The sequence below is a fragment of the Flavobacteriaceae bacterium GSB9 genome (assembly GCA_022749295.1).
Taxonomy (GTDB): Bacteria; Bacteroidota; Bacteroidia; order Flavobacteriales; family Flavobacteriaceae; genus Flavisericum.
Genome location: CP062007.1, coordinates 2192955 through 2211777, shown reverse-complemented (window position 1 = coordinate 2211777; position 18823 = coordinate 2192955). Strand labels below are relative to the sequence as shown.

Here is an 18823-nt window from a genome sequence, read left to right as displayed (position 1 = left end):
ACGCTTTTTTAAGATAACAAAATATAACCTTTTTGTTTTTGGCACGCGTTTTGAAACCCTTTTAACAGAAACCCAAAAAACGTTTGATTATGAAGACCATAAAAATACTTTTAAGCTTTGCCTTATTTGCAACTCTATTAACATCTTGTTACAGAGAAGTTGTTGTGGAAGAACGTATAATAGTAGACGATTATGAAGACCCCGGAATTTCTGTAAATCAGTTGCTGGGTGCATACGAGCTGTGGTATGTAGACATTAATCAAACTTTAGGTTATGGCGAAACACCTTTTTTACAAAAAGCATTTACTATTTCGTTTAGGAACGGTGTGGTTTATGCCAATAATAATATTGTGGGGTTGGGCAATAACGGGAACGGTTTTGGTATTGACGTTGGAGAGTATGATGCTTATGATATGATTTTGGATGTTTACCACGATATCGATGGGTTTTCAACCTTCGATGTTTATGAAATCGATTATAATACCATAGAATTGTACAACCCCAACAACGATACATCTTATTTCTTGGAAGGCTATCAGCGCAGTAATTTCGATTACGATTTTGTATTTTACGATAACATACATTATTTCCTTCAAGAATATGAAGCCTGGGAAAAGACTTATACGAGCGATTATGGGGCTTTAAATGAATTTGATAACGAAAATTATTTGCAGTTCTTAGCGGGCGGAAACGATTCCACTTTTAGGAGTTCCCAAAGTGATTTCGGATTGGGCGTTGATAACCTGTATTGGGATTACACGGGTATTTATGGAGTTGGAAACATAACAGGCGATGCATACCTAAAAACTTTAACATTAGATTATGATTCATGGGGCAATGAATATTTTGAATTGAGCGTTATAAATGACGGAAAGATAGAATTGTTCCACACAGCCTCTGAAACAGTTTATCAATTTGAAGGCCGAGGTTATATTCAGTATTTGAAATCATCAGATCAGGAAAAAAGAAAAGTCGCGAAAAATAAGATGCGTAAGCATAGAAAAGATAAAGTAGACAACCCACGCGAAAACACAAGGGTTAAATAAAAATTTTGGTTGGTTATTTAGTTTAGAAACCGTTTAAGGCAGCTTGCTTTAAGCGGTTTCTTTATTGTGACTATTTTTAAATAGTGTGTCTAAATAATTACTACGAACCCTTAACACATAATCTCATGGGAATATTTTCATTTATAAAAAACGCAGGGGCCAAAGTTTTTGGTATTGGAAAAACTGATGCCGAAGAGACGGCCGAAGCTGCAGCAAAAAAACTAAAACTTGAAGAAGCCGCAGCTAGAAATTTAGAAGAAACTGTTGCAGACTTAGATTTAAAGGTAGAAAACCTTAAAATTAGTATTGATGATGATAAAGCGACTATAAGTGGTGCTGCTTACGACCAAGCTACGAAAGAAAAGGTGGTTTTAGTGGTTGGTAATTCCAACGGAATTGCTACCGTAGATGACCAAATGACTGTTGAAAACGTCGAGCCTGAAGCACAATTTCACACTGTGGTTCGTGGCGATACATTAGGTAAAATAGCAAAGAAATTTTATGGAAACGCCATGAAATACCCTGTTATTTTTGAAGCCAATAAGCCAATGCTAAAAGATCCTGATAAAATATATCCAGGTCAAGTATTACGAATACCAGCACTTGACCAGTAGAAGTTCACTCAATTACAGTTAAAATATTTAATCTGTTTGGCCAACTCAATACGAGTTGGCTTTTTGTTCTTAGAACCATTTTTAAAATAAAAAATGGTTTACAATATTGACCACCGCTCAAAAAAGAGTCCGCATCCAACGATTTTGAAATAAATTTACTGACTAAATTCATATATTTTTCATTAGAACTATGAGGACAATACAGAAATTTTTTCGAGCAAGTTTATATGCTTTTGTTTTTTTGTATACTGTTGTGGTGGCTCAGGCTCAAAATAATGTAGCTACTTCCCAACAACCCGAGTCAGGGCAAATTCCGCCCCATCCGCCAAGGTTGCCAGAAGGTGTTATTCCTGCTTTTCCAGGGGCGTGGGGCGCAGGTATGTTTACCACCGGCGGTCGAGGAGGACAAGTAATTGCCGTTACCAATCTTAATGATAGTGGGCCGGGCAGTTTACGTGCCGCACTCGAAACCGAAGGCTCGCGTATCGTTGTGTTTCGTGTTGCAGGAACCATTAAGGCCAAAGAAGATTTTAATATTAATCATCCCGATATTACCATTGCTGGCCAATCGGCACCAGGAGGTGGCATTTGTCTTGCGGGAACACTAAATATTAATACGCATAATGTTGTTGTCCGGCATATCCGTGTGCGCCGCGGCGTACCTGTTGGAGGACAAGGCGATGATAATATTGGTGGAAATCCAGAACATCATATTATTATAGATCATTGCTCGACTAGTTGGGGAATGGACGAAAACATATCGCTTTACAGACACATGAGGCCCTCGCTAGATGGAAGTACAAGAATTAAAGATCCATCAAAGTATATTACCATACAATGGACAATTTCAAGTGAAGCACTCGATGCGCGCGGCCATGCTTTTGGAGGTACTTGGGGCGGTAATCCGTCAACCTTTCACCACAATCTTTTTGCGTGTAACACGGCAAGAAACCCGTCTATTGGAATGTCGGGACCGTTCGATTTCCGCAATAATGTAATTTATAATTGGCAGCATCGCACTATGGATGGTGGCGACGAAACGTCGCTTATTAACGTTATTAATAATTACTATAAACCTGGTCCGGCAACCAACGACAATATGAAAGCCGTTTTTGCCCGTGTTGAAAGTAGAAACATGTATTCGCCGGGCAGTGCTTGGGCAGATGGTGATTGGTATCCTAAAGAAGAAAAGCGGCCTGGAAAATGGTATGTGGCTGGAAACGTCATGTACGGTAATGAAGAGATTACCAATAATAATTGGGCTGGATTAAAAGGCCCAGAAAAGCTTGCCCGTGTAAATACGGCTTTTGAGGGGTGGCCCGTTTCTCCCCACCAAACAGCCCATGAGGCTTTCGAGTCTGTTTTGGCTAAGGCCGGAGCAACTTTACCAAAGCGCGATGCTGTTGATACGCGCGTTACCGAAATGGTAAGAACGGGAAAACCCATTACCGAAACAGGAATACTCAAAGATATTTCGGAAGTTGGTGGATATCCTGAATTGACCTATAACCCCAAAAAAGTTGAAAAAGATAGTGATGGCGATGGTATGCCTGATTCATGGGAGATCAAAAACAAATTAAATCCCGAAAATGATAATGATGGTGCAATTGATACTGATGGCGATGGCTATACAAACGTTGAAGAATACCTTAATGGAACTAATCCAAACGAAAATATTAACTATCGCAATCTTGGTAATAATGTTGATACGATAAGCTAAAAAGTAATAAAGAAATAAATGTTAAATTTAAGCTTTCCGATTAGTTTTTGGGAAGCTTTTTTGTTAAAAGCTATTTGTAAAAGTTCATTTCGTCCAAATACTTCCAAACATATTTTGGAAGCATGGGTTGCACGTTTTTACCTGCTTTTATCGATTTTCTGATAAAGGTTGAAGACAGTTCCATGATAGGTGCATCAACAAAATGAATTTTTTTGTTATTCTCAAAACGATTTTCTTTTTTATGTTCAGAAATACGAGGGTAAACATAAATGTGATGGTTTTCTAAAATCACCTCATAATTTTTCCACTTATGAAAACTCCTAAGATTGTCTTCGCCCATTATTAGAGCAAAATTGTGATTAGGATATTTTTCATGTAAATGGATTAAGGTGTTTACCGTGTAATTGGGTTGCGGCAAATTAAATTCAATATCGCAAGGGTCTAAGTTGCTGTAGTCCTTTGTGGCCAAATACACCATTTCTAGGCGTTGGTAATTATCAAGAAGCGTGCTTTTCTTTTTAAAGGGGTTGTGCGGTGTTACTACAAACCAAACTTGATCAAGGTCGGTATGTTCTGCCATGTGGTTGGCAATTATTAAATGGCCAACATGAATGGGATTAAATGACCCGAAAAACAATCCAACTTTCAAAATAGAATAGGGGTTAAGCGTTTATAAAATCGTGAACTTTATCATGGGCTTCCTTTAGGGCCTTTTCTAAATCATCGTTAATTATAATGGTGTCGAAAAGGGGAGCCGTAGCTAACTCCGCCGAAGCTTTGGCAACACGCATGTTTATTTTGTCGGCACTCTCGGTTTTTCGTTTTTTTAACCGGATTTTCAACTCGTCAATGCTGGGTGGTTTCACAAAAATAGCCAAGGTTTTTTCAGGAAATTTGCGTTTTATACGCAGGCCGCCAGATACATCGATATCAAAAATAACGTTCTTGCCTTTTTCCCAAATGCGTTCTACTTCTGTTTTTAAAGTGCCGTAAAAATTGTCGCGATACACTTCTTCCCATTCTAAAAACTCGTCATTTTTAATTTTGTTTTTAAATTCTTTAGCCGATAGAAAATAATAATCTTTACCATTAACCTCGGTGCCGCGTTTTTCTCTTGAGGTTGCCGATATAGAGAATTCTAAATTTAAATCGTCAAGTCCCAATAAATGGCGGACAATGGTGGTTTTTCCAGAACCCGAAGGTGCTGAAAATACAATGAGTTTGCCTTGTTTTTTTTTGTCTTGCTTAGCCAATATTTTATTTCTTATTTACAGAACGTTTAATAATTGTTCTTTTATTTTTTCCAATTCGTCTTTCATTTGAACCACGAGCTGCTGCATAGGTGCATAATTACTTTTTGAGCCTATAGTGTTGATTTCGCGGCCCATTTCCTGACTTATAAACCCTAGTTTTTTTCCGTTGGATTCTTTTGAGTTAATAGATTCTGTAAAGTAATCAAGGTGGTTTTTTAAACGTACTTTTTCTTCGGTGATATCAAATTTTTCAATATAATACACCAATTCTTGTTCAAACCGGTTTTCGTCGTATTTCTCTTTTAATTCTTCAACCCCTTTCAGTAAACGCTCACGAACGGCCTTTACGCGTTCTGGGTCGATGGCAATAACTTTATTTAATAGGGTTTCAATCGCTGTTATGCGATTATTGAAATCTTGCTCAAGCACTTTGCCTTCGTTTAAGCGGTGGTTAATTAGGTCGTTTGTGGCAGTATCAATTCCCACTTCAATGGATTTCCATTCATTTTCGTCAATTTCTTCACGCACTGTGTTAAGGGCATCTGGAAACCTAACAGCCATTTTTAAGAGCTCGAGCTGATCAGCGTCAACAACATCTTTAAGCTGCTCCATGTATTGTTTTACAACAGGTGTGTTAATCTGTGTAGAGGTGTCTTCGGCTGTAGCTTCAACGTATATTGAAAAGTCAATTTTACCTCTAACCAATTTATCGGCAAGTTTTTTTCTAATCACCAATTCTTTCTCTCTATAAACAGAAGGCATTCGTGCATTTAGATCAAGATTCTTGCTGTTTAGAGATTTTAGCTCAATGGTTATTTTTTTTGTGGGAAGTTGCAGTACAGATTTTCCGTAACCTGTCATCGAATAAATCATAAACGCGTTTTTTAAGATGTACAAAGGTAATTATAAAAGCTGAGGGATAGAAAATAGAATGAAAAATGCAAAATAAATTTTGAAGTGTTGTATGAAAAAAGCCTTTACATAGTCTATGTAAAGGCTTTGTACTCAAGGTGGAAGTACTTTTATACAAAAACATAAATAAGCTCAATCATTATAAAACCTATTGTAACATCAATAAAAACAATACTTTCATGCATATAATGGAATTTCCTTTTTTGATTTAGTTTGTATAAATTTGTATAATATTTTGTTCAATCGTACAACAATCGTACAACTTTTTTATTAATGTATGGCAGCTGTAAACTACCTGTATCGCTCAAAAAAGGAGAAGGCTTTCTTAAATTTAAGGCTACTTTTTACACACAATAATACAAATCATGTTATCGGCGGCAAAACTAAGCTTGAGGTTTCAAAGCAATATTGGGATAAATATCACTCCCAAAAGAGCCCAAAAGACATAGACATCAAGAATCAGCAGGTTAAGGTTAATGCGGAACTTAACAAAATTGAAAACCATATTCTTAAAGCTTTTCACGATGCTGATCCAGAGACAATAGATAAGGCCTGGTTGGCGAATCAATTGGATTTATACTACAACCCGCCTAAAAAATCGAAAGCGCTCCCAAAGGAACTTCTGCCCTATTTTGATTTTTACCTAAAAGAACGTATGAACGAACTGGCTGAACAAACACTTAAAAACTATAAAGTTGTTAGGGGTTTAATTGAGAAATACCAAAGCAGTATTGGTAAGAATATTAAACTAATTGATATAGACAGTGCATTTAAAACCAACTTTGAGGCTTTCTGTCTGGAAAAGGGTTATGCAATCAACACAATTTCCAGAGCGATACACACAATAAAAGCAGTCTGCAAACATGCAATGTATAATGGCATAGAAATAAGCCCTCAATTAGATAGGATAAAATTAAAGGAAGTTAAGGTTGACAAAATATACCTTACCCCTGAAGAGTTAAAGGCGATTGAAAAACTCGATGATAAAAAACTTAACGAGAGCTTGTTAAACGCAAGGGATTGGCTAATCATAAGCTGTTGCACTGGTCAGCGTGTGTCTGATTTTATGCGTTTTACCAAAGATCAGATCAGAATCGAAAAAGGCAAACACCTTATCGAATTTACCCAAAAGAAAACTGGCAAGAACATGACGATACCTTTGCACCCCAAAGTGTTAAAGATATTGGAGGAAAGAGATGGTGAGTTCCCTAGGCCTATTTCAAGCCAGAAATACAACGACTACATCAAGAAGGTCTGTAAAAAGGCTAAGATCAAGCAAAAAGTTAAAGGCAGTAAGCTTGAAAAAGTTGATGATAGTGCTAAGTTTCCATACAGAAAGCAGGTTGGTGAATATGAAAAATGGGAACTCGTGACCAGTCATATTGGAAGACGATCGTTTGCCACTAATTTTTACGGGCAGATACCCACGTCGTTCCTTATATATGTAACAGGCCATAAAACAGAGCAAATGTTCCTAAACTATATAGGCAAAAGCAACAAGGACATTGCTTTAGAATTAACTAAATACTTTTAAATTATCAATATGTTCAGTAGCACCCTTAAACATTACGAAGAAAATTACATTAATAGGTTATCAGATTATAAAAATACCTATGAAGATTATGATGTTACTGATTTTCTAAAAAATGATATTGAATATTATACTAACTATTATAATTCTCTAAAGAAAATCTCTGATTTTATAAAAACTTTCCCAAAGCACTCTTCACGCATTTATCCCATAATGAATGATGTGGTATCGGATCTTAAAAATATTAATGAATCAATTTATAACGAAATCATCTCGCTAAAAGAAGCTAATCCAGCAACCTTAATAGGTGAACAAAAAGTAAAATTACCGCCCAGTGAAAATCCTCCACTTATTGAAATAGATATTAAAAGCCTTAATAATCGTATCAAAAGTGGCAAATTAATACTAAAGTGTATAAACAATAAAATTGAAAACCCACAAGATTCAGATATTCCAGAGAAACAAAAAGGTGGCACTGTAAATGAAGAAGATAAATCTGGTAAAGAAGAAGATTCTAAAGATTTAGCTGAAAATGATTATACAAAATCCACTATTGATGAATATTTAGAAAATATTAAAGATGATATAAATCCGGATCAATACAAAACATTAGTTGATGCCTTATACCATTACTTCACAAAAGGTAAGTTCCCGAAACTTGAGCATAAAATCATGTTCAAACGGGTTAACAAAAAAAAGGTTGGTTGGGCGTTAAAGGAGGTTTACATGAATCTAAAAACAGATAAATTGAGTGAAGAATATTTACAGTTCGCTAAGGACAATATCAATCTATTTGAAAATGTAAAATCCAATCCTGAAAATTATATGGATTCAAATTTATATAGTTATTTCACGACAAACCCCGATAAATAGGGCATACACCAAATACACTTTATACACTTTTTAATACACTTTAGTCCACCAATAACACTTCCCATGTTTGCTGAATAATTTAAAAATTTATTCAAAATGCAAACAAATTCAATTTTATTACAAGACCTATCAGTAGAAGAACTACAGGAACTGATAGGCACAAGCGTAAAGAAAAGCGTCGAAGAACTTCAAAAGGAGCTACAATCCAAAAACTTTAAAGAAGAACTACTCACTAGGGAAGAAACATGCAGGTTTCTAAAAATCGACAGCTCAACTCTATGGAGCTGGACAAATAAAGGCAAGGTTCGTGCATACGGGATTGGAGCACGCCGGTACTACAAGCGAAGTGAACTACTCGAATGTTTAACTCTTTTAAAAAATAGGCTATGAAAGAGTTTAATCCTAATAAAAAACCTCAGGAAAATATTGAAAAAGTGGTCTACACAGCTTCCGAATTAATGGCTCTAGGAGATATAAGGCAAAAATATATACTGGAACATCTATTGCCACAAACGGGCTGTGCAGTATTAGTAGGTCAACCGGATACAGGTAAAAGCCAATTTGCACGACAGCTGTGTATTCATATAGCACTTGGATTAAAGGATTTTTTAGGGTTTAAGCTAAGCCCAGCCGTAAACAAGGTTGTTTATGTGGCAACGGAAGATGATAGAGATTCAATCAAATACCTACTTAGCAAACAACTCCAGGGAACAGATGAAAAGTATTACGACAATCTAAAGTTTGTTTTTGCAGATACCTTAGACCCCAAAGAAATCATCAAAACTTTAGAGAAAGAAATGGCCAAAGAGCAAGTGAGCTTAGTGGTTGTAGATAGTTATGGAGACATTTTTAATGGTAATGATAGCAACAATAACATGGCCATGCGAAATACAGTTAAATCATATGATAAGCTCGCCAAACGATATGGTTGTCTTATTTTGTTTGTACATCATATAAACAAAAAAGGCTATAAGTCATCACCGAGTCAGCAACATATTCAAGGAGGCTCTGGTCTTACTCAAAAGGTACGAGTGGCTATTCAACTATCTGATGGCGAAGATAATATCCGTTATCTCAGCGTAGTCAAAGGTAACTACTGTCCAAAAGAATACAAGTCCAACTCCCTAGAGCTTACCTTTTCAGAAGACAGCTTTCTTTTCACTAACACTGGCAAAAAGGTTTCAACATCTAAAATCGGGAATACTAATACATCTTCAAAATCTACTCAAAAATATAATAATAAGGTTAAAACTATGGAAGAGATTATGACTGAAGATACACATAGACATACAGAGTTAGTAAAGCTTTATTGTGAAAAAAATAATAAAAGCGAATCGACCGCCATAAGAGTAATTAATGAGCTTACAGAACAAAATGTTTTGAAAAAAAATGAGGATGGAACTTACAGCCTAAATAATAAATCTTAATTAACAAATTAAAAACAATTAGGTGTCAAGTTTCATTTCCTTAGGTGTTTGACACTTTGACACTAAAATATAATGAATTATGAAGTACGAAGAAGCAAGAAAATAGGCAGACCACACAATGGTACAATTAGGTCCTTATTGTTACCGAATAGAAATTATAGGAAGCATAAGATGTAAAGAGCCAGAAGTAAACAAAATTGAAATGGCATTAATCCTAAAGCCATATGTATTAATCCCTGAGCCTTATAATATTGGGCTTTTTGTAAGCGGAGTTGAATCAGTTGTAAATCAACGGACATGGAGAAAAGTAAAAGGAGAACTTCCATGTGACCACATGCAGCGAATATTGCCTGAAGGCATCAAGCTCGATTTGTTCTTTGCTGAACATGATAACTAGGGTAACATCTTTGCGATAAGAACTGGCAGTGCTGACTTCTCACATAAAAGGCTGGCTTCTGAATGGGTTTCCCATGGATACAAAAGTGAAGTTGGCTATTTGTACAAGGATGGTGAACGAATAGCAATTCGTGAAGAAGAAGATTTGTTCAAATTACTGAAAATCCGCTATGTAGAACCAGAAGAACGTGAATATTAACTACTATAAAATCTATCTAAAGGAGCATCAGCGTAGGGTAAATTTTGCATTGATGCTCCATAGAAAGAACAAAATACATTCTGCCATTCCGATTGTTCTATTGTAATTTTAAAAGTTAAAAAGTCAACTTATTTTTATAAGTAACAAAAGAAGGGTATGCCAATAACATCATTTTTGGCATTTTTAAACGAAATTAAAACTTTAGGTTATAGAAATAATATAGCATTAACTTCTTCTCTGGATTAGATAAAGCTATGGTTTTAAAAAAAATAAACTCTTCTCAAGCAATTCCGGCCACATGAGCAGCAAATAACATTTAAATAAGACATTTGTTGGTTTCTATAGGAATAATTAGTGCCATTTTATAGCATTAACATCATTTTTGACACTTTCCAGGGAACTTGAAGTTTGGTGTGTATATTCTTCATCATACAGTTCTGTTTTGGACACCAAAAAATTAATTTTTTCTATTTTTTTTCACACTTTATATGTTAAAAAAAGGAGTCCACTTCCAACAACAACCCCACCCATGGTTTAGCAGGTGCTGGGTAGCCCGGCTTAAATACAACTGCATAACTAAAATTATTATCATTATGGTAACTGTAAAAGAAATTAAAAAGGCCGAAAACTCACAGGGAGAGGAATTTTATGGCTTAATCGTTCAATCGGGGGCTGTTCCAGTGAAAAGCAAAAAGACTGGAAGGGTTTACATCACAGCAAAGACAGCTTTTGTAGCCACAACATTTGATAAAGAAACGGCTTCATCATTAATAGGTTCGGAGTTTGAGGGCTCCATTAGGAAGGTTCAGGCAGACCCTTACGAATACACCATCAAGGAAACGGGAGAAGTCATTATGCTTTCGCATCGCTGGGAATATTTTGACCCTGCTTTGGACATCGATGAGCAGGTGGTGGAAGAAATGGCCGTTATTTAAACTACGGCATCATTGTTTTAAAAGAGTTTATCACATCAGCTGTGGTAAGCTCTTTTTTTATTCCTAAAAACAATCAAATAATATGTATAACAAAAACAAAAAATCATGCAATTACAAAAAGCACAACGGTATAACGTAAAACTGCGTTTGGGAATTTCTGGAGCCAGTGGTTTTGGCAAAACCTATTCAGCGCTAAAATTGGCCTATGGATTGGCACAGGATTGGTCCAAAATAGCCATTATAGACACAGAGAACGCATCAGCCAGTCTATATTCGGACCTTGGCAACTTCAACGTGTTGAACCTGTTCATTCCATATAGTCCAGAACGCTATATACAGGCCATTGACACCTGTGAAAAATCCAACATGGAAGTCATCATCATCGACTCCATAACCCACGAATGGCAAGGGGACGGTGGCTGTCTGCAGATACATGAACAACTTGGGGGACGGTTCCAGGATTGGGCAAGGGTAAAACCCAGGCACCAGAAATTTATTGACAGAATCCTCCAATCAAAATGCCACATCATTACCACCACAAGGCGTAAAACGGATTATTCGTTGGATGTTGGCTCCAACGGTAAGTCCAAGGTGGTCAAGCACGGCACCAAGGAAATCACATCTGAGGGATTTGAATATGAGCTATCGGTGAACTTTGAGCTCATCAACGAAAACCACCTGTGCAAGGTGAGTAAGGACCGCACCAATCTGTTCCAGGGAAAGCCAGAATTCATCATTGACAGCGCGGTGGGCAAAAAGTTACGCAACTGGTGCAACCAAGGCATTTCAATCGATACCATAGCACAGGAAATTAATGCTTCCACAACCTTGGAAGGGCTAAGGCACCTATACCAAAAATACGACAGCCTAAAAGAGCAGGTTAAGCCCTTGATAATAAAAAGGAAATCTGAAATTGATAGCACGTCACAGATTATTGATAAAGAACAAATCATTCAAAATAAAACGATAAAAGAAAATGGAACCAACAGTTAGAACACTACAAGTGGTCAATGACCACGAGATTGAATCTTCAATCAACACCAACAACAAATTCATTGAGGCTAACACACTACAGGTTAGCCTCTCGCATTTAAGACAGGATTGCATCATACCGGTATTCGCCAAGGATAATGAGAACACGATCCCACATTTTGAATTTATCGAGGCAGTGAGAACAACGGCACAAGACCTATTCCCAAAAGGAATGGTCATGCAGCCCAACATTAGGACAAGCCATATCATCAAAGGGCGTATACCATCAGCTATAGGAAAACCGGCGAAGGAACTTTTGGAGCATGAAAAGACAATCTACTATGAGCGTATGGCATTTATGTTGGAAATACCACATGTCCACACTTTTATCAATGGACAAAAACTTAACCTTACCGTTGGTGGGGTGCGTTCCTATTCAGAGCAGAACCTGTTCTCCAAAAAGAGCATCGAAAAGTTTAAAATCTTTATTGGTTTTAAGAATATGGTGTGCTGCAATTTATGCATTGCAACGGACGGCCTCAAGGATGATTTAAGGGTGGGCAGTGTAGATGAAATTATATCCAAGAGCCGAAACCTGTTTTTGGACTATAACCAGGAATCCCATATTGATGGCATGAGGCAACTCCAGGAATATACCATCAACCAAGAACAGTTTGCCCATTTGGTTGGCAAGATGAAGCTTTACAATCAATCGGGCAAAGAACATAGGCAAGGGCTATTCAACTTGAGCACCACGGATTCACAAATCAATACCATTGTTAAAAATTATGTGGATGACCAGTATTTTGGTGCCGACGCATATGGCTATATCAACCTCTGGAACCTGTACAACTTGTTCACTGAAAGCTCTAAGAGCAATTACATAGACAATTTTTTGGGCAGGAACTGCAACACCTATGAATTTGTGAACCATTTGGGAATGGCACTTAAAAACCATGAGGACAACTATTTCCTTAATAAGTATGATATAGCACCTTAGTGCTTGTCCCTGGATTAAATTCAATTATTTAACATGAGCAATGAAGAACTTATTGAGCTTTTGAAATATTGCTCACCACACATTATTTATGTTGTTAACGGTCAAAATAGAATTATAAAATTGCATACACCTCTTAAACTATTGGTGTTACAGGATATTGGCAGTTTAAATAAAGACCAAATCGTATTCTGTACGGAACTGAAAATTACCAAGAGCGGTAGGATCGTATTTTATATTGACGGCAAAAACTACCACACGTACTATTTCGACATTTTAACAAAATAAGTGAGAAAGAGCATTATGCTGTATCTTTTGGTTCTATGGAAATAGAACATTTTCTGAGACGGTTTTGGCTCTATAATCCTAAAACCACTGAGAAAATCCACCTTGAGGACTTCCTACATATTAAAACCTAGCCTATTAATTTATTTTGTTGTAGTTCATAACTTTTCTTGTTATACATTATAATATTTATGGTTAGGTTTTTATGTTGGCGGGTGATTCTTAAGAAACTTTGTTATAATTAAACACCTAAGCAACTATAGCCGGTGTTGTAGGTAGTTTTTTTATTCATATTTTGTTAATCAACCATATAATTCCGACTCCAAAAAATAAAAATCCGCCGATTAATAAAATCGTTGGTAGGTTCTTTTCCCACCAATCATTGTCTTTTATAATTTCGTATTCATTTTCTTTTTTCAGGTAAATAATGTCAATCAGCTCGTTTATCCGTTTTGGTTTTTCGCTAGAATCCAATTTTTGAGTCGTTTCAATTCCATTTCGGTCGGTAAAACTTACTATTGGAAAATGATATTCATAAGATTCTCCGTCGGCATTTTTAATCCGTTCTTTTTTAAAGTCAACTATCTTGGCTTTCGTTTTAATTCCGTTGGATTTTATCCTTTTATTGGTGTTTTTAATATAGAAACCCACATATAAAAATCCACAACCAACAATTAGAAAAATTAGTCCACCGAGTAATTCTTTATTGTAAAAAAAGGTGCTGAAAATCACAATCAAAAGTCCGATTGCTAATATGTGTTTTTTTATGTCGATGCTCATTTTTTAAATTACCTACAACGGTTTGGCTATGATTTCGGCGTGGATAAATCCGCAGGATTTGTCCGCAGAGAAATCAGCTTGGTTAAAGTAATATATTTTTTAAAATAGTTCATAAGCCACGCTGAATTATAGCCAGTGTTGCCAACAGTTATTTTTTCAATTCTTCTAATTTTTTAATTTCCCAATCTTTGTCGTCATAAAACTTTTTGTTCTTATCGTCCCAATCTGTAAAATTTCCTGAATTCAGGGTTTTGTGTTGCTCTAAAATGACTTTTTTTATTTCTTTTGGCACTATTACTAAAATGTCAAACCTAATCAGATTCTCAAGCTGTAATAGGCTTTTATATGAATTTTTGTCAATTACTGAGGCAGAGTTTAAATCTAAATGTTTTAGATTTTTGAGCTTTTCAAATGGCTTTAAACTATTAATTCTCAAATTTTTTGGTGCAAAAGTGTCTCCATTTAGGGAAAGTCCAATTAAAGAAGTTATTTCTCCGATTTTTTCATAATTCTCAACTTTAAAAGAGTTTTCAATTCTTAAATGAGTCAGTGCAATTTTTGTAATCGGTGAAATGTCTCTTAGTTGAGTAAACCTCTCCAATTCTAACCTTTTGAGTTTTGTCAGTTTTAAAATTGGATTTAAGTCAGTTGCTTTTGAACTGTCAATTATTAAGTCCGAAAGATTTGGTAAGTCACAAAAAATATCAAGAAACTCTTGATTAATCCCACAAGCGATATAAATTCGATTTACTTTATTCAAGTTTGGGATTATTTTAATCCATTCGTTTTTTACTCGTTCTTTTTCCTTTTTACTCGAAACGTCCCATTGAAAAGACAAACTTCCAATTCGGATGTTTTCAGAGTTTATTTTTGGATTGTCATATTGCTGAATATTTTCATATTCAAAAATATGTTCAGGTGAGAAAAACTGATGATTTTTATATCTGTCGTTCATTCTAATTGTTGGCAACGTGTTTGTATAAGAATAGTGCGGTTTTGTGTCCGAGGATTTTCCGCAGGAAAATCAGAGTGACCAAATACGCACTAACTTTAGATTAAGTAATAAACTTACGCATTATTTTTATACAATGTTAGCATACGTTTTTTTCTATTAGCAAAAATATAGCTGTAATTATAAAAATTGGAAAACTCCCAATGTTTACACTATACCACCCATAATATCCTCTGTTTTTTATATCTCCGTTGTTCTTTATCCAAATTCCGTCTGACAATCTTCCCCATTGCATTTGAAAAGCTTCTTTTTTAAAAACTTTTTTATAAAATTCAATAATCCCTTTTGAGATTAACAAAGTCAGAAAAGGTGAGAAAGTCAGAAGTGTGCAATTAAATGTACAGAAATAAGTCCAATCCATTAACTCCATTATAATTCCAAGAAATCCGATTAGGAAAGTGATTTTTAAATATCTTTTAAAATATTTGTCATCTTTTAGGTCTTCCGTAAATGTTATTATTACCATACTAAAGAGTTGGTAAATGATAATAATTATATAAAAATATACTTCGGAAAGTGTCATTTTCAAATGTATGCTAACGGTTTGTGTATGGCTCGTTGCGGGAAATCCGCGAGGATTTTCCGCCGTAACCGAAAGATAGCAAATTGCAATGAATTCCGATTAGGAATTCAGCCGCAATGGGCTATACACGTTGTTAGGCAACGTTTTTATTATTGATTAATCATTATATATTTAATTCTGTTATCAGTATTAAATTGTATCTGAAATTTTGGTTCTGTGTACCAAAAATTCTCCATTCCTCCACCAAATTCTTGTTTTTCTTTTGGCTTACCATAAATACTTTCAATTTTCTGTTTACTGTAGTCCATACTAATTCCTCCCCAAAAAGTTCCTTCATATTGTTTTTCCAGAAAAACACAATATAAAGTGCTGTCTGTTTTAAACTTAAAGGATATTCCATCAGTATCATAGTTGATGAAGTAGGAATCTTTAAAATAAGTGTGAGTAGAATCGTTACCCAATCTATTCATCACTTCATTAATTTCTTTGCTTTCATTTGATTTTCCCAGAAGAGAGTTAAGTTCTTGAATTTTTATGTTGACGGAATTATTTACATAATTTCTATTGTCAATACAAGGGTATTTTTCATTGTCGGATTCTGTCAATGACTTGAAGATTTCTTCGCTTTCAGAGAGTATAAATTTTCCATTTCCAATTAGTTTGTTATTCCAATAGTCAGTTAGTTTTTTTAATTCAGACTCCGAAATAATTTGGCCTTTGTCTTCAAACCACTCCCAAACAATTCCATTATAAACATGATGCCAACCAATCAAATCTTTACAATTTTGGTAAATATATTTAGTGCCAAGTCCAATTTTGTTATACCTTTTTTGTTCATTAATTCGAGTTAAAATTATATGAATTCCGATTGATTTTTCTGGATTTGAGATTTGGTTTAAAAGTTGTCTGTTTGCTTGTTTTCCAATACCTACAAGTTCGTTGGCAATAGAATCCGATTCGGTTAGAGTTAAGGAATAATTGCAAGTAATTGGAAGTGTTTCCCAATTCAGATTTTCAATCAATTCCGATACTCTCAATTCCGTTTCTGTTTGTCCAAAAGACAAGCCACAAACTAAAATTAAAAGCCAAATTATGTTGTTTTTACGGATTTCCATTCAAATGTTGCCTAACGTGTTTGTATATGGTTTGTTGCGTGGTTTTGCACGTAATTTAGCAAATAAAAACCGAATAGAAAATCCGCGAGGATTTTCGTAAGTAGGCTTGAACTAGCAATAAATTATATACGGTGTTGGCAACTGGCTTTATTTTTTTGTCGTTTTTTTCCGTTTCTCAAAAATTCAATGATTAGTATTGAAATGCTATTCATACTTTTCCGATTTCTGAATTTCCGCTCTTTCATTCAGTCCGTCAGTCATTTTTATTGCGGTTGCTTTTCGTTTTTTAAAATCCAAGCTTTATTTCCGACATCACTACTTTGAAGAACTATTGTATATCCAGATTTAGTTCAACCAATTAATATTATGTCTTAATGCAAATACCATTAATATATTTAGCACTATTATCGTAACCATAAATAAAGATGATAATATGCGGTATTTTATTTTTGTCTTTTTACTATAATTCAAATAGTTGTCCCAAATTTTTATATATCGGTTATTATGGGAAAAGTAAGTGTAATTAGCAACGATAAGAAGTGAAATTAATATAATTCCATAAGTTTTATCTCTTTCCATTATTAAATCTCGTCTCCTTAAAATTTGGAATGTTATAAAATCATTGATAAATAAAATTGTAAAGAATTGGTACATAACCAACGAAAGAATTGTTGAAAAAAAAGGATAATCTCTGTTCCTAAATAATTTCGCAGTAATCTCGAAATTGACGCAAAAAAATTTATAGAGCATATTCATTAGGTTTATTTTTCAGCTTGTTGCCAACGGTTTTGTGTATGAAAAGTTGCGAGTTTACGGGCGAGGATTTTCCGAAGGAAAATCAGAAGCAAGTAAACGAGCAACTAACTTTGATTAAGCTAAAACTAGCAATTTTTTATACACGGTGTTACCCACAGTTTTTTATTGCATTAATAATCATCTAAAATCAGAAAATCACTTTCTGCCATTCTTTTCATTAATAATTTTCCGATAATATGACTAAATTCTCCAGCAATATCAATTTGATATCCACCAGATTTATTAGGAATTATTTTTGATTTTCCCTTTATTCGACCCATAATTCGTTCGCCATTTTTGAATTCTGCCGAGTTTAATTCTAAATCATATTTTTCAAATTCAACCTCCAGTATGTTTTTTCCGTCAAATTCATTTTCATCAGAATAGAGTAGTATATAAGCTCTTGGTTTGTCAGTAAGGTCAATTCTAATTGAAGTAGTACTTGTTCCGATAGTTCCAATCGTAACAATTAGAGAATCACTTTTTTTATTGTCTAATGAACAATATGCATAATATATAGAATTGCGTTCTGATATTTTCAATTCAGTTGAATCGACTTTTATTTTTGAGTCAATTTTCACATTTTGAGCTGATAAATTCAGTCCAAAAGTCAATAGCATTATTATTTGTAGTGTTTTTTTCAAATTGTGGGTAACGTCGCTTGTATGTTGCGTTTGCCTGCTGAAGGCAGCATATGCAATATACAAATTGTTGTAGGTAGTTTTTATAGCCGATATCCGAGTCCTATTTTCAAAATATTTACGTTCGTATTGAATTTTATATCTGGCACATCACTATCAGCAGTAAGTTTAATAAAGTCATATTGCACTTGAGTAAAAAGTTTTTCAGTTATGTCATATGCAATTCCAAAATTGAAGTTAAATCCACTATCACTTTGAGTATCATTTAGATCCGAACCATCAATTATATCGTTAGTTCCATTAGCGTCAAAAACCATAATTGTATATCCTATTCCAATTGAAGGATGAAACTTTTTAATAGATTCTAAATCCAATTCTCCATATATTCTAGGTTGAATAACATAAGACGTGACCTTGAAATCCTGAAATCGGCTATTTTGGCTAGAGTTATTTACTAAAATTCCACCATTGAAAGAAATCCCGATATTTACATGATTCAAATTAGTAAATCGATAGTTAGCTCCGAAGTCAATTATTCCATTATAATTTTCTCCAATGAAATTATTGTCAATTGGAATTGGATAATTTAATTCAAGACTAAATTTTGAATCTTGTGAAAATGATTTGATTGTAAAAATCAATAAGAATACTAATAATAAATTTTGTTTCATAGTTCAGTTTTAATTGCCTACAACGTGTTTGTGTATGATTTCGTTGCGTATTTCAGCAACTAAATTAGCAAATACAAACCGAATAGAAAATCCGCGAGGATTTTCGTAAGTAGGCGAGTACTAGCA

Annotated in this window: 21 protein-coding genes; 12 read left to right on the top strand and 9 right to left on the bottom strand. The window is 34.8% G+C overall.

The annotated features are described in order from the left end of the window. Positions 1–89 precede the first annotated feature (89 nt). The 3 genes from GSB9_01944 to GSB9_01942 all read left to right on the top strand — a co-directional run bounded on the left by GSB9_01944 (position 90) and on the right by GSB9_01942 (position 3380). Positions 90–1046 (top strand): nicotinic acid mononucleotide adenyltransferase, encoded by a 957-nt coding sequence (locus GSB9_01944; protein ID UKM65378.1) that lies wholly within the window; start codon positions 90–92, stop codon positions 1044–1046. 125 nt (positions 1047–1171) lie between these two features. Then, positions 1172–1660 carry a peptidoglycan-binding protein LysM gene (gene lysM, locus GSB9_01943; GenBank protein ID UKM65377.1) on the top strand — a complete coding sequence of 163 codons (489 nt, stop codon included), beginning with the start codon at positions 1172–1174 and terminating at the stop codon, positions 1658–1660. Positions 1661–1850: 190 nt separating this feature from the next. Next, a complete protein-coding gene (locus GSB9_01942) occupies positions 1851–3380 on the top strand; it encodes a polysaccharide lyase (GenBank protein ID UKM65376.1) in 1530 nt (509 codons plus the stop codon). Between the two features lie 70 nt (positions 3381–3450). Here GSB9_01942 and nadD read toward each other — a convergent pair whose 3' ends face one another. Genes nadD through GSB9_01939 form a run of 3 tightly spaced genes read right to left on the bottom strand, consistent with a single transcriptional unit; the run spans position 3451 to position 5506 of the window. Continuing rightward, a complete protein-coding gene (gene nadD / locus GSB9_01941; GenBank protein UKM65375.2) occupies positions 3451–4029 on the bottom strand; it encodes a nicotinate (nicotinamide) nucleotide adenylyltransferase in 579 nt (192 codons plus the stop codon). A 13-nt stretch (positions 4030–4042) separates the two neighbouring features. Further along, positions 4043–4636: a guanylate kinase gene (gmk, locus tag GSB9_01940; GenBank protein UKM65374.2), complete on the bottom strand. Its 594-nt coding sequence runs from the start codon at positions 4634–4636 to the stop codon at positions 4043–4045. A 12-nt stretch (positions 4637–4648) separates the two neighbouring features. Next, positions 4649–5506 (bottom strand): YicC family protein, encoded by an 858-nt coding sequence (locus GSB9_01939; protein ID UKM65373.1) that lies wholly within the window; start codon positions 5504–5506, stop codon positions 4649–4651. A 316-nt stretch (positions 5507–5822) separates the two neighbouring features. Here GSB9_01939 and GSB9_01938 point away from each other — a divergent pair, with 316 nt between their 5' ends. The 9 genes from GSB9_01938 to GSB9_01930 all read left to right on the top strand — a co-directional run bounded on the left by GSB9_01938 (position 5823) and on the right by GSB9_01930 (position 13163). Then, positions 5823–7079, top strand: a complete 1257-nt coding sequence (locus GSB9_01938; protein ID UKM65372.1) for a site-specific integrase — start codon at positions 5823–5825, stop codon at positions 7077–7079. Positions 7080–7088: 9 nt separating this feature from the next. Continuing rightward, positions 7089–7949 (top strand): hypothetical protein, encoded by an 861-nt coding sequence (locus GSB9_01937; protein UKM65371.1) that lies wholly within the window; start codon positions 7089–7091, stop codon positions 7947–7949. A gap of 96 nt (positions 7950–8045) precedes the next feature. After that, the gene (locus GSB9_01936) at positions 8046–8339 is read left to right on the top strand and encodes a helix-turn-helix domain-containing protein (protein ID UKM65370.1); all 294 of its coding nucleotides are present in this window, start codon (positions 8046–8048) and stop codon (positions 8337–8339) included. Beyond that, complete coding sequence (locus GSB9_01935) at positions 8336–9376, top strand: helicase RepA family protein (GenBank protein UKM65369.1); 1041 nt, start codon at positions 8336–8338, stop codon at positions 9374–9376. The genes GSB9_01936 and GSB9_01935 overlap by 4 nt, the downstream gene beginning before the upstream one ends. A gap of 118 nt (positions 9377–9494) precedes the next feature. Next, entirely contained in the window at positions 9495–9773 is a 279-nt protein-coding gene (locus GSB9_01934) for a hypothetical protein (GenBank protein UKM65368.1), read from the top strand. 791 nt (positions 9774–10564) lie between these two features. Then, positions 10565–10906 (top strand): hypothetical protein, encoded by a 342-nt coding sequence (locus GSB9_01933; GenBank protein UKM65367.1) that lies wholly within the window; start codon positions 10565–10567, stop codon positions 10904–10906. Between the two features lie 105 nt (positions 10907–11011). Beyond that, positions 11012–11899, top strand: coding sequence for an ATP-binding protein (locus tag GSB9_01932; protein UKM65366.1), 888 nt, complete (start codon positions 11012–11014; stop codon positions 11897–11899). Then, a complete protein-coding gene (locus tag GSB9_01931) occupies positions 11883–12878 on the top strand; it encodes a DUF3871 family protein (GenBank protein UKM65365.1) in 996 nt (331 codons plus the stop codon). The genes GSB9_01932 and GSB9_01931 overlap by 17 nt, the downstream gene beginning before the upstream one ends. 33 nt (positions 12879–12911) lie before the next feature. After that, positions 12912–13163: a hypothetical protein gene (locus GSB9_01930; GenBank protein UKM65364.1), complete on the top strand. Its 252-nt coding sequence runs from the start codon at positions 12912–12914 to the stop codon at positions 13161–13163. A gap of 285 nt (positions 13164–13448) precedes the next feature. Here GSB9_01930 and GSB9_01929 read toward each other — a convergent pair whose 3' ends face one another. The 6 genes from GSB9_01929 to GSB9_01923 form a co-directional block, all read right to left on the bottom strand. Next, the gene (locus GSB9_01929; protein UKM65363.1) at positions 13449–13940 is read right to left on the bottom strand and encodes a DUF3592 domain-containing protein; all 492 of its coding nucleotides are present in this window, start codon (positions 13938–13940) and stop codon (positions 13449–13451) included. 148 nt (positions 13941–14088) lie between these two features. After that, positions 14089–14895 (bottom strand): hypothetical protein, encoded by an 807-nt coding sequence (locus GSB9_01928; GenBank protein UKM65362.1) that lies wholly within the window; start codon positions 14893–14895, stop codon positions 14089–14091. A gap of 136 nt (positions 14896–15031) precedes the next feature. Then, the gene (locus tag GSB9_01927) at positions 15032–15418 is read right to left on the bottom strand and encodes a hypothetical protein (protein ID UKM65361.2); all 387 of its coding nucleotides are present in this window, start codon (positions 15416–15418) and stop codon (positions 15032–15034) included. Between the two features lie 206 nt (positions 15419–15624). Then, on the bottom strand, positions 15625–16590 hold the full coding sequence (locus GSB9_01926) for a hypothetical protein (GenBank protein ID UKM65360.1): 966 nt from the start codon (positions 16588–16590) through the stop codon (positions 15625–15627). 926 nt (positions 16591–17516) lie between these two features. Beyond that, complete coding sequence (locus tag GSB9_01924; protein UKM65358.2) at positions 17517–18029, bottom strand: hypothetical protein; 513 nt, start codon at positions 18027–18029, stop codon at positions 17517–17519. An 80-nt stretch (positions 18030–18109) separates the two neighbouring features. Further along, positions 18110–18697, bottom strand: coding sequence for a porin family protein (locus tag GSB9_01923; GenBank protein ID UKM65357.1), 588 nt, complete (start codon positions 18695–18697; stop codon positions 18110–18112). Positions 18698–18823: the final 126 nt, after the last annotated feature.

Coding starts and splice junctions, on each gene's coding strand:
- GSB9_01944 (UKM65378.1), top strand. CDS start 90: ATGAAGACCATAAAAATACTTTTAAGCTTTGCCTTATTTGCAACTCTA.
- lysM (UKM65377.1), top strand. CDS start 1,172: ATGGGAATATTTTCATTTATAAAAAACGCAGGGGCCAAAGTTTTTGGT.
- GSB9_01942 (UKM65376.1), top strand. CDS start 1,851: ATGAGGACAATACAGAAATTTTTTCGAGCAAGTTTATATGCTTTTGTT.
- GSB9_01939 (UKM65373.1), bottom strand. CDS start 5,506: ATGATTTATTCGATGACAGGTTACGGAAAATCTGTACTGCAACTTCCC.
- GSB9_01938 (UKM65372.1), top strand. CDS start 5,823: ATGGCAGCTGTAAACTACCTGTATCGCTCAAAAAAGGAGAAGGCTTTC.
- GSB9_01937 (UKM65371.1), top strand. CDS start 7,089: ATGTTCAGTAGCACCCTTAAACATTACGAAGAAAATTACATTAATAGG.
- GSB9_01936 (UKM65370.1), top strand. CDS start 8,046: ATGCAAACAAATTCAATTTTATTACAAGACCTATCAGTAGAAGAACTA.
- GSB9_01935 (UKM65369.1), top strand. CDS start 8,336: ATGAAAGAGTTTAATCCTAATAAAAAACCTCAGGAAAATATTGAAAAA.
- GSB9_01934 (UKM65368.1), top strand. CDS start 9,495: ATGGTACAATTAGGTCCTTATTGTTACCGAATAGAAATTATAGGAAGC.
- GSB9_01933 (UKM65367.1), top strand. CDS start 10,565: ATGGTAACTGTAAAAGAAATTAAAAAGGCCGAAAACTCACAGGGAGAG.
- GSB9_01932 (UKM65366.1), top strand. CDS start 11,012: ATGCAATTACAAAAAGCACAACGGTATAACGTAAAACTGCGTTTGGGA.
- GSB9_01931 (UKM65365.1), top strand. CDS start 11,883: ATGGAACCAACAGTTAGAACACTACAAGTGGTCAATGACCACGAGATT.
- GSB9_01930 (UKM65364.1), top strand. CDS start 12,912: ATGAGCAATGAAGAACTTATTGAGCTTTTGAAATATTGCTCACCACAC.
- GSB9_01929 (UKM65363.1), bottom strand. CDS start 13,940: ATGAGCATCGACATAAAAAAACACATATTAGCAATCGGACTTTTGATT.
- GSB9_01928 (UKM65362.1), bottom strand. CDS start 14,895: ATGAACGACAGATATAAAAATCATCAGTTTTTCTCACCTGAACATATT.
- GSB9_01927 (UKM65361.2), bottom strand. CDS start 15,418: ATGGTAATAATAACATTTACGGAAGACCTAAAAGATGACAAATATTTT.
- GSB9_01926 (UKM65360.1), bottom strand. CDS start 16,590: ATGGAAATCCGTAAAAACAACATAATTTGGCTTTTAATTTTAGTTTGT.
- GSB9_01923 (UKM65357.1), bottom strand. CDS start 18,697: ATGAAACAAAATTTATTATTAGTATTCTTATTGATTTTTACAATCAAA.